The sequence below is a fragment of the Pseudomonas parafulva NBRC 16636 = DSM 17004 genome, from assembly GCF_000730645.1.
Taxonomy (GTDB): Bacteria; Pseudomonadota; Gammaproteobacteria; order Pseudomonadales; family Pseudomonadaceae; genus Aquipseudomonas; species Aquipseudomonas parafulva.
In genome coordinates this window covers 221,401-228,309 of record NZ_BBIU01000004.1, presented here as the reverse complement: position 1 = coordinate 228,309, position 6,909 = coordinate 221,401, and the positions used below count along the sequence as shown (strand labels likewise).

Sequence of the window (6,909 nt, the reverse complement as noted above, 5' to 3'; positions counted from 1 at the left end):
CCCAACTGGCCTGGGCGTCGCACCTGGGGCTGCGAGGCGTTGGCGGCTGCGCCTTCTTCGATGGCCTGCTGAATCGCCTTGCGGCGGCGTTCTTCGGCGCGGCGGCTGAAGTACCAGACGAAGAAGGTCACCAACGAAACAGACAGCAGAATCAGGCTGGCCACCGCGTTGATCTCGGGCTTCACACCCAACCGCACCGCCGAGAACACTTCCATCGGCAAGGTGGTCGAACCCGGGCCCGACACGAAGCTGGCCAATACCAGGTCATCCAGCGACAGCGCAAACGACATCATGCCGCCAGCCGCCAGCGAAGGCGCGATCATCGGGATGGTGATCAGGAAGAACACCTTCCACGGCTTGGCACCCAGGTCCATCGCCGCTTCCTCGATCGACAGGTCCAGCTCGCGCAGCCGCGCCGACACCACCACCGCCACATACGCCGCACAGAACGTGGTGTGGGCGATCCAGATGGTGACGATGCCACGCTCCTGCGGCCAGCCGATCATCTGCGCCATGGCCACGAACAGCAGCAACAGCGAAAGGCCAGTGATCACCTCGGGCATGACCAGTGGCGCTGTGACCAGGCCACCGAACAGCGTCCGCCCCTTGAAGCGGGTGACCCTGGTCAGCACGAACGCCGCCATGGTTCCCAATGCCACGGCCGCAACCGCCGTGTAGCAGGCGATTTCCAGCGAGCGCATCACCGACCCCATCAACTGGGTGTTGTCGAGCAGGCCGACATACCACTTGACCGACCAGCCGCCCCACACCGTCACCAGCTTGGAGGCGTTGAACGAATAGATCACCAGGATCAGCATCGGCAGGTAGATGAACAGCAAGCCGAGCACCAGCATCAGCTTGGAGAAACTGAAGCGCTTCATGCCCTGCCCTCCATTTCTTTGGCCTGGCTACGGTTGAACAGCAGAATGGGCACAATCAGAATCGCCAGCATCACCACCGCCAGCGCAGACGCCACCGGCCAGTCGCGGTTATTGAAGAACTCCTGCCACAGCACCTTGCCGATCATCAGGGTTTCCGGCCCGCCGAGCAGTTCAGGGATCACGAACTCACCCACCACCGGAATGAACACCAGCATGCAGCCGGCAATGATGCCGTTCTTCGACAGCGGCACGGTGATTTTCCAGAAGCTGTTGAAGGTGCTGGAGCCAAGGTCGGACGCGGCTTCGAGCAAACTTGAGTCATGCTTCACCAGGTTGGCGAACAGCGGCAGGATCATGAACGGCAGGTACGAATAGACCACGCCGATATATACCGCCAGGTTGGTGTTGAGGATCTGCAGCGGCTGGTCGATCAGGCCCGTCCACATGAGGAAGCCGTTGAGCAGCCCGTTATTGCTCAAAATGCCCATCCACGCATAGACGCGGATCAGGATCGCCGTCCAGGTCGGCATCATGATCAGCAACAGCAGCACCGTCTGGGTTTCTTTCTTGGCATTGGCAATGGCATAGGCCATGGGGTAGCCGATCAACAGGCACAACAGGGTGCTGAAGAAGGCCATCTTCAGCGAGCCGAGGTAGGCCGAGATGTACAGGTCGTCTTCGGTCAGCAGGCCGTAGTTGGCCAGGTTGAGCACCAGCTGGATCTTGTCTTCGACGTAGCTGTAGATCTCGGTGTACGGCGGGATCGCCACGTCGGCTTCGGCAAAGCTGATCTTCAGCACGATGAAGAACGGCAGCATGAAGAACAGGAACAGCCAAACGAACGGCACACCGATCACCAGGTGCCGCCCCTCAGGGGTAATGCGCCGGAAGGCTCGCTTGAGCTTGCGCAGCTTCATGACCGCAGCACCACGCCGCTGTCGTCTTCCCACCAGACGTAGACTTCATCATCCCAGGTGGGCCGGGCGCCCTGGCGCTCGGCGTTGGCGACGAACGACTGGACGATCTTGCCGCTCGGCAGTTGCACATGGAACACCGAGTGGCCGCCCAGGTAGGCGATGTCGTGGATCTTGCCGCGTGACCAGTTGTACTCGAAGTCTGGCTGCTGGGTGGTGACCAGCATCTTCTCGGGGCGCAATGCGTAAGTGATGTGCTTGTCTTCCACCGAGGTGGAAACCCCGTGGCCCACATAGATCTTGCGTTCGAGCTCTGGCGAGGCGATCAGGGCGTGGCCCTCGGCATCGTCGATCACCTCGGCGTCGAACAGGTTGACGTTGCCGATGAACTCGCACACCAGGCGGCTGGTGGGGGTTTCATAGATGTCCACCGGCGAGCCGATCTGGGCGATCCAGCCCAGGTGCATGATGGCGATGCGCTGGGCCATGGTCATGGCCTCTTCCTGGTCGTGGGTGACCATGACGCAGGTCACGCCCACACGCTCGATGATCTCCACCAGCTCCAGCTGCATCTGCGAGCGCAGCTTCTTGTCCAGCGCGCCCATCGGTTCATCCAGCAGCAGCAGCTTGGGGCGCTTGGCCAGCGAACGGGCCAGGGCCACACGCTGGCGCTGGCCACCGGACAACTGGTGCGGCTTGCGCTTGGCGTACTGGGTCATGTGCACCAGTTTCAGCATCTCGGCCACACGGGCTTCGATGTCGGCCTTGGGCATGCGGTCCTGCTGCAGGCCAAAGGCGATGTTCTGCGCCACCGTCATGTGCGGGAACAGCGCGTACGACTGGAACATCATGTTGATGGGCCGCTCGTAGGGCGGCATGTCGGTGATGTCGACACCATCGAGGAAAATGCGCCCCTCGGTGGGCCGCTCGAAGCCGGCGAGCATGCGCAGCAAGGTGGACTTGCCCGAGCCGGAGCCACCGAGCAAGGCGAAGATCTCGCCCTTGCGGATTTCCAGGGACACATCGTCCACGGCGACCGTTTCGTCGAATTTTTTCGTGACCCGGTCGATCTTGACCAGCACCTGCTTGGGTTGCTGGCCACCCTCGAGGGCTTTTTTATAGGCACCGGAGGCAACTGCCATGAGTGAAACTCCCAACAAGATTTTTTATGCCCGCCGGGCCTGACGCGCAGGCACCGGTGCGGGCCTGGTGGATTACTTGCCCGACTTGACCTTGGTCCAGCTACGGGTCATCAGGCGCTGCACCTTGGGCGGCAGCTCTGCGTTCACGAACATCTTGTCCAGTACGTCCTGCGGTGGGTAAACCGCGGCGTCAGTCCTCACGGCCTGGTCCATCAGGTCGCCAGCCTTCAGGTTGGGGTTGGCGTAACCGACGTAATCACTGACCTGGGCGATAACCTCAGGTTTCAGCAAATAGTTGATGAAGGCATGGGCCTGTTCGACGTTCTTGGCGTCCTTGGGGATGGCCAGTACGTCGAACCAGAGGTTGCCGCCTTCCTTGGGAATGGCATAGGCCAGGTTCACGCCCTTCTTCGCCTCTGCGGCGCGGGCCTTGGCCTGGAACACATCGCCCGAGAAACCCGCTGCCACACAGATGTCGCCGTTGGCCAGGTCGGTGATGTACTTGGAAGAATGGAAGTACGTCACGTACGGACGCACGGCCAGCAGCTTCTGCTCTGCGGCCTGGTAATCCTTGGCATTGGTGCTGTTGGGGTTCAGCCCCATGTAGTTGAGCACTGCCGGGAGCATTTCGTCTGCCGAATCGAGGAACGCCACCCCACACTTGGAGAGCTTTTTCATGTTCTCGGGTTCGAACAGCACAGCCCAGGAGTCGATGGTGTCCACGCCCAGCGCAGCCTTCACCTTGTCGACGTTGTAACCAATGCCGTTGGTGCCCCACAGGTAGGGCACGGCATACAGGTTGCCCGGGTCGTTCTTGTCCAGCCGCTTCATCAGCGACGGGTCAAGGTTGGAATAGTTTGGCAGCAGGTTTCTGTCGAGCTTGCGGAAGGCGCCTGCCTTGATCTGCTTGCCGAGAAAGTGGTTGGACGGCACGACCACGTCGTAGCCGGTGTTACCGGCCAGCAACTTGCCCTCCAGGGTTTCGTTGGAGTCGAACACATCCAGCACGGGCTTGATGCCAGTGGCTTTTTCGAAGTCCGCGAGTGTGGTTGGGCCGATGTAGTCGGACCAGTTGTACACGTGCACCGTAGGCGCCGCTTGGACGCTGCATGCCAGCGTCAGGCCCGCTGCAGCCATGAAGGCCTTGCGTAATACAGAATTGGACAAGTGGGAGGTCCTCACAATCAGTGCCTGGGTAGCGACAATGCTGCCGCACACGCAAAACCGGCGCGCAACTTACCTTCGCAGCCTCGATGCCGCAATCATCAATTGCCATTCTTGGCCTCCAGGCCGGGAAAGCCCGGCCCAGAGGTGCTGCAACGGGCTTACTTGCCCGATTTGATCTTGGTCCAGCTACGGGTGATAACCCGCTGTACAGCCGCATCAGGCGCTGCAATTGCGTACAGCTGCTTTTTCACTTCGGCGGACGGGTAGATGCTCGGGTCGCTGGTGATGTCCTTGTCCACAAACTGGGTGGCGGCCTTGTTGCCGTTGGGGAAGCGCACGGCATTGGTGATCTCGGCCATGACTTCTGGCTGCATCAGGAAGTCCATGAACTTGTAGGCCGCTTCCTTGTGCTCGGCGTCCTTGGGCATGGCGACCATGTCATAGAACGTGCCGGCACCTTCCTTCGGAATCACGTAGTCCAGCTTGACCTTGTCGCCGGCTTCGTGGGCGCGGGTCTTGGACTGTTCCAGGTCACCCGAGTAACCGACCGCCAGGCAGATGTTGCCGTTGGCCAGGTCGCCGATGTACTTGGAGGAGTGGAAGTAGGTGATCGAAGGACGAATGGAAAGGAACAGGTCCTCGGCGGCCTTCAGGTCTTCTTTCTTGGTGCTGTTGGTCGGCAGCTTCAGGTAGTGCAGCGCAGCCGGCAGCATCTCGGTGGGGGCGTCGAGGAAGCTCACGCCGCAGCTCTTGAGCTTGGCGATGTTCTCGGGCTTGAACACCACATCCCACGAGTCGATCTTGTCGACGCCCAGTGCGGCCTTGATCTTCTCTGGGTTGTAGCCGATGCCGATCGAACCCCACATGTAGGGGAAGGCGTATTTGTTGCCCGGGTCGCTGGCATCACCCACGGCCTTGAGCAGGTCTTCGTCCAGGTTTTTCCAGTTGGGCAGCTTGGAGCGGTCCAGTTCCTGGTAGACACCCGCCTTGATCTGCTTGGCCAGGAAGTTGTTGGACGGCACCACGATGTCGTAGCCCGACTTGCCGGCCAGCAACTTGGCCTCCAGGGTTTCGTTGCTGTCGAAAACGTCGTACTTGACCTTGATACCCGACTGTTTTTCGAATTTGGCGATGGTGTCCGGAGCGATGTAGTCCGACCAGTTGTAGACGTTCAATTCCTTGTCTTCAGCCTGTGCAGCACCCGCCATCGCGCCCATCAGGGCTGCGGCCAGCAACGTCTTGCCCATTTTATTCATGCGTCATGCTCCAGATTGTTCGGTTAGCCATCCGTTCAGCTGCCAGGCCACGCAGTACCTGCGTTTGGGCGACTGCAGCAGCCGCTAGTCTGGCAAGTTACGAGGCTGTGTTTCAAGAAAACCACAACCTTGTAACGACTTAATGTCACATCGCTAGGTTCATTTGATCGCTTCGAGGGTGAGGTCCAGGCACTTGCGGGCCTTTTCCACCAGTTCGTCGATCTCCTGATGGCTGATGACCAGGGGCGGCGCGATGATCATCGTATCGCCCACCGCGCGCATGATCAGGCCGTTGTCGAAGCAGAAATTGCGGCAGATCATGCCAACACCCATGCCCTCGTAACGGCTGCGCGTGGCCTTGTCTTTCACCAGCTCGATAGCGCCGAGCAGGCCCAGGCCACGCACTTCACCCACCAGCGGGTGGCCCTGCAGCTCACGCAAACGCTGTTGCAAATACGGTGCCGCTTCGCTGCGGGCCTTCTCTACGATGTGCTCGTCGCGCAGGATGCGCAGGTTTTCCAGGCCCACTGCTGCGGCCACAGGGTGGCCAGAATAGGTAAAGCCATGGTTGAAGTCGCCGCCTTCGCTGAGTACCTGGGCCACCGTGTCACGCACGATCACACCGCCCATGGGGATGTAACCGGAGGTAAGGCCTTTGGCGATGGTCATCAGGTCGGGCGTGAGGCCGTAGTAATCCGAGCCGAACCACTCGCCGGTCCGGCCGAAGCCGCAGATTACCTCGTCGGCCACGAACAGGATGTCGTACTTGGCGAGGATCTCCTTTACCTTCGGCCAGTAGGTGTCTGGCGGGATGATCACACCACCGGCGCCCTGAATAGGCTCGGCAATGAACGCCGCAACGTTGTCTTCGCCCACCTCGAGAATTTTCTGTTCCAGCTGTTCGGCAGCCCAGACCCCGAAGGCGTCCGGCGTCATGTCGCCACCCTCGCCGTACCAGTACGGCTGGGGGATGTGCACGATGCCGGGTATCGGCAGGCCGCCCTGCTCGTGCATACCGCTCATGCCGCCCAGGCTGGCGCCGGCTACCGTGGAGCCGTGGTAGCCGTTGATGCGGCCAATCACGGTCTGCTTCTGCGGTTTGCCCTTCAGGGCCCAGTAATGGCGAACCATGCGCAGCACGGTGTCGTTGCCTTCGGAACCTGAGCTGGTGAAGAACACATGACTCATGCCTGCCGGGGCAACCTCGGTGATGGCCTTGGCCAGTTCCAGGGCCGGGGGGTGCGCGGTCTGGAAGAACAGGTTGTAGTAAGGCAGCTCACGCATCTGCCGCTCTGCCGCCTGCACCAGTTCTTCACGGCCATAACCTACCGCCACGCACCACAGGCCGGCCATGCCGTCGAGAATCTTGTGCCCCTCGCTGTCCCACAAATGCACGCCCTGGGCCTTGGTAATGATGCGCGGCCCCTTTTCCTTCAACTGTTTGTAGTCGCTGAAGGGGGCGAGGTGGTGCTCGCCACTCAGGGTTTGCCATTCACGGGTTTGCGGGTTGTTGAGGCTCATGTGCTTCTCCGTAGACAGACAGCCGCGC

6 protein-coding genes are annotated in these 6,909 nt (G+C 60.7%); all 6 read right to left on the bottom strand.

Going from position 1 to position 6,909, the window contains the following annotated elements; translation table 11 throughout:
* Window positions 1-881 (bottom strand): ABC transporter permease subunit (locus tag PPA02S_RS03090; protein WP_042141225.1); only part of this gene is annotated, 881 nt, incomplete at its 3' end.
* A complete protein-coding gene (locus PPA02S_RS03085; RefSeq protein ID WP_028632976.1) occupies window positions 878-1,798 on the bottom strand; it encodes an ABC transporter permease subunit in 921 nt (306 codons plus the stop codon). The genes PPA02S_RS03085 and PPA02S_RS03090, both read right to left, overlap by 4 nt.
* Entirely contained in the window at window positions 1,795-2,937 is a 1,143-nt protein-coding gene (potA, locus tag PPA02S_RS03080; protein WP_028632975.1) for a polyamine ABC transporter ATP-binding protein, read from the bottom strand. Before potA ends, PPA02S_RS03085 begins: the two co-directional genes overlap by 4 nt.
* A gap of 72 nt (window positions 2,938-3,009) precedes the next feature.
* The gene (locus PPA02S_RS03075; protein WP_028632974.1) at window positions 3,010-4,104 is read right to left on the bottom strand and encodes a polyamine ABC transporter substrate-binding protein; all 1,095 of its coding nucleotides are present in this window, start codon (window positions 4,102-4,104) and stop codon (window positions 3,010-3,012) included.
* Between the two features lie 158 nt (window positions 4,105-4,262).
* Window positions 4,263-5,360 carry a polyamine ABC transporter substrate-binding protein gene (locus PPA02S_RS03070; protein ID WP_028632973.1) on the bottom strand — a complete coding sequence of 366 codons (1,098 nt, stop codon included), beginning with the start codon at window positions 5,358-5,360 and terminating at the stop codon, window positions 4,263-4,265.
* Between the two features lie 159 nt (window positions 5,361-5,519).
* Complete coding sequence (locus tag PPA02S_RS03065; RefSeq protein ID WP_028632972.1) at window positions 5,520-6,881, bottom strand: aspartate aminotransferase family protein; 1,362 nt, start codon at window positions 6,879-6,881, stop codon at window positions 5,520-5,522.
* Between the last annotated feature and the right edge of the window lie 28 nt (window positions 6,882-6,909).